This is a genomic window from Sneathiella sp. (assembly GCF_029233945.1).
Taxonomy (GTDB): Bacteria; Pseudomonadota; Alphaproteobacteria; order Sneathiellales; family Sneathiellaceae; genus Sneathiella.
Genome location: NZ_JARGOQ010000016.1, coordinates 61363 through 64439 on the forward strand (window position 1 = coordinate 61363; position 3077 = coordinate 64439).

Below are 3077 nucleotides of genomic sequence, written 5' to 3' on the forward strand. Positions count from 1 at the left end.
GCAAGAGCGCTTGCAATGACCATTCCGATAATGGAAAGAAGGAATGGTAGCTCAAGAAAAATATTCATCAACTCTCCGCCTATGAGAGAAACAACTCCGCCCCCGAAGGTGAATAGAGAAATTGAGATGCCCATTACCCAACCCTGTTTGTCTTCGGACACGGCATCGGAGAAGATCGACAGGCAGTTTGTATAGGCGACTCCATAGGCCATCAATAACGGCAACATGCTTGCCACGGCGACATATTCATTGCCACTGAGCAGGAAAATTCCCTGAAAAAGAGCCATGGTGAGCAGGGAGCCGCTGACAATCTTTTCCTGCGTAAACCGGTCGGCCAGAGGTTTGATCAGATATCGGCTGCCAACGGCGAGGCCGATCCCAATTACGAGCATGGCCGCACTGTTTTCAATGGTTGTAAAGGCAAATTTCCGGAAGAGGTAAACGATGGAATAGATGTAAAAAAGCGTGAGCGAGAAAACGCAGATAAAGAAGACAATGGAAATATTCTGTATGGCCTTTGTTTTTGCTGCGGCGGCAAGCTCGGTAAAGGCCGAAAAAATGTTAAAGGTGAAATTTCCATCGGTCTCCCGCACATCCTTAAAATACTTCAAAACAAGGATTAGATTTATAAGCAAGCATACCGTGATAATATAGACGGGAACGGTGACATTTAACTCAGGCCACAGGGTCTTGTCGGAGAACACGCCCCCGACAATGGGGCCGAAAGCAAGCCCTGCCGCTAAAGCCGCAACAAGGCGCCCAAGGTTCTCTGTGCGATTTTCATCGGTGCTGATATCAATGATGGCGGCCTGTGAAACAGACTGGCTACCAGCGGTAAACCCGGCGATGATCCGCCCGACTACAAGCAGGCTGATGCTCTGTAAATATATGCCAATAATTGTCAGAATATAGCCGAGAGCGGACCCAATCAGGCAGATCACCAGGGCCTTCTTGCGTCCAACATCATCGGAGTAACTTGCAATCATTGTGGCTCCGAGAAACCAGCAAAAGAAGAAACTGCCTGTGATCAAGCCATAATAAAAGTTCCGGGTTGAGGCCGTTGTTCCTTCCGGCAAAAAGTGACTTGTCGGATTGATGATTAATGTCGTTAAGGCCGGAAATAAAATTCCCTGCCCGGCGACGTCGAGCATCACAACAAAGTACAACGTGAAAAGAGCTTTATTATTCAAACCAACACCATCCTGCTATCCGCCTCCATTGGCTAAGATAATGGCTTAATCTGGCAGCTACTTTGTTACTTGCGAACGATGCTACTTTACACTCGCCAACTGTGTTTCCAGCTCGATGCTGGCAACTTCCTGGCGGACTTGTCCGGTATATGCATTGAAAGCCGCCAACATTTTCCCGCCAAGCTTTCGGCCCGCAGGCAGCTTGACCGAGAGCGGGTTAATCTGCTTGCTGTTCCTGTGCACTTCATAATGCAGATGCGGTCCGGTGGAACGGCCCGTTGTGCCCACATATCCGATAATCTGTCCTTGCTTCACGCGCGCGCCCTTGCGGATGCCCTTGGCGAATTTCCGCATATGGGCGTAGGCAGTTTTAAATTCACTGTTATGACGGATGCGAACATAATTGCCATAGCCGCCGTTGCGCGCCGCAAATTCAACGGTTCCGTTGCCGGCCGCCATGATCGGCGTGCCACTGCGGGCGCCAAAGTCGACACCGCGGTGCATCTTCGTGTAGCCAAGTGTGGGATGCTTGCGTTTTCCGAACCCGGATGTGAGGCGGGCCCCGTCAATTGGCGTCCGCATCAAAGTCTTTTTAACGCTGCGACCCTTTTCGTCATAATAATCGGTGAAGCCGTCGTCATCTGTCTTAAAACGATAAACGGAAAATTCCTTGCCGCTCAGGGTCATGGACGCCCAGTGAATGGATCCCTCTTTCAGGATAGTGCCGCTTTCATCGGCGAAGCGCTCGAAATAAACCTCAAAACTATCGCCGGGCTGTATTTCGCGCTGGAAGTCGACGTCATAGCTGAAAATTCGGATAAGGTCGACGATAGTTTTGGTGGGGATACCGGCCTGCGCCGCAGACAGAAAGAGCGAGCTTTGTATAACGCCGCCCGCCCTGACCATTTTTCGATCGAGTTCCAGGAGTGTTTCCTGGGCTGTGAATCCTTCCCCCGGAGTGCGCACGGCGGCCAATTGCCGATCCACATCTTCATTGAGGGAGACGCGAATGAGGCTCGGGGGAGCGGTATCATTTTCCCGGGTTTCGTCCACGCCGAAATAGAGGGTGACATCCTGTCCGATTTTCAGGCTGCGCGGATCGAATATCTCGTTAAGGGCCGTAATCGCCTCATGGCTTTCGGCCCGATCGGCACCGGCGCGGGTCAAAACCTTCATCAGCGTATCGCCTTTGCTGACGGAGACAGTCTTTGTCAATTCATTGAGGTTTTGGGCAGCTGGGGCAACATAAGCGGCTACGGCTACTTCGGCCTCTTTCTCCGGAACTTCGGCTGTCGCTTCTTCCGTTTCGGTGGGGGCTGCCGTTGCAATCTCGGCATTCTCTGCCGCCGCTGTTTCTTGCGTCTGTGCCGTACTCATCGTAGGGATAGCGGCAGCTTCATCGGTATTCGCCATAAAACTGGTCACCAGTATGGCGCCTGCCGCACCGCCGGCAATCATTGTTAAGACAGGTATCAGCAAGGACTTGCCGACTACGCCCGACAGGGCGCTTGATTTCATTTTCTTCAGCACTCGTTGAACCACCCGCTGTAATATGTTGATTTAGAAGCCGTTAACCATAAAGACGCGACAAAAGATGCTGTCGAAACGCAATTTTGTCAAGTATTCCTCAATTTTTCCTTAAGTTCTTCGAACCTTGGTTTTCCTTCTTAAAGTTGGGGTCGATTCAACCTTCTGGACCTACCGCTTTCCTGCATTCGTTATTTTTGACTTTACCGAGTGGGTGAAAAACTAATTTCGCACGGCAGGAACTGCGGTTAGTAGGGGAAGTTTGCGGCATAAACATGGCCTGTCAAAAAAGATTTAAAATAGTCGTTGACGTAATTTTGTTGAGGACCTATAACCCGCGTCACGCCGACGGGGCGGGTC

Annotated in this window: 2 protein-coding genes; both read right to left on the reverse strand. The window is 51.0% G+C overall.

The features are described from left to right. A partial coding sequence (locus P1U71_RS07460) for an MFS transporter (RefSeq protein ID WP_301104944.1) occupies positions 1-1151 on the reverse strand: 1151 nt, incomplete at its 3' end. 120 nt (positions 1152-1271) lie between these two features. Continuing rightward, positions 1272-2708 (reverse strand): peptidoglycan DD-metalloendopeptidase family protein, encoded by a 1437-nt coding sequence (locus P1U71_RS07465; RefSeq protein WP_301104943.1) that lies wholly within the window; start codon positions 2706-2708, stop codon positions 1272-1274. Between the last annotated feature and the right edge of the window lie 369 nt (positions 2709-3077).

Excerpts from the sequence above, each read along its gene's own strand:
- P1U71_RS07465 (WP_301104943.1), bottom strand. The coding sequence starts at position 2,708 with ATGAAATCAAGCGCCCTGTCGGGCGTAGTCGGCAAGTCCTTGCTGATA.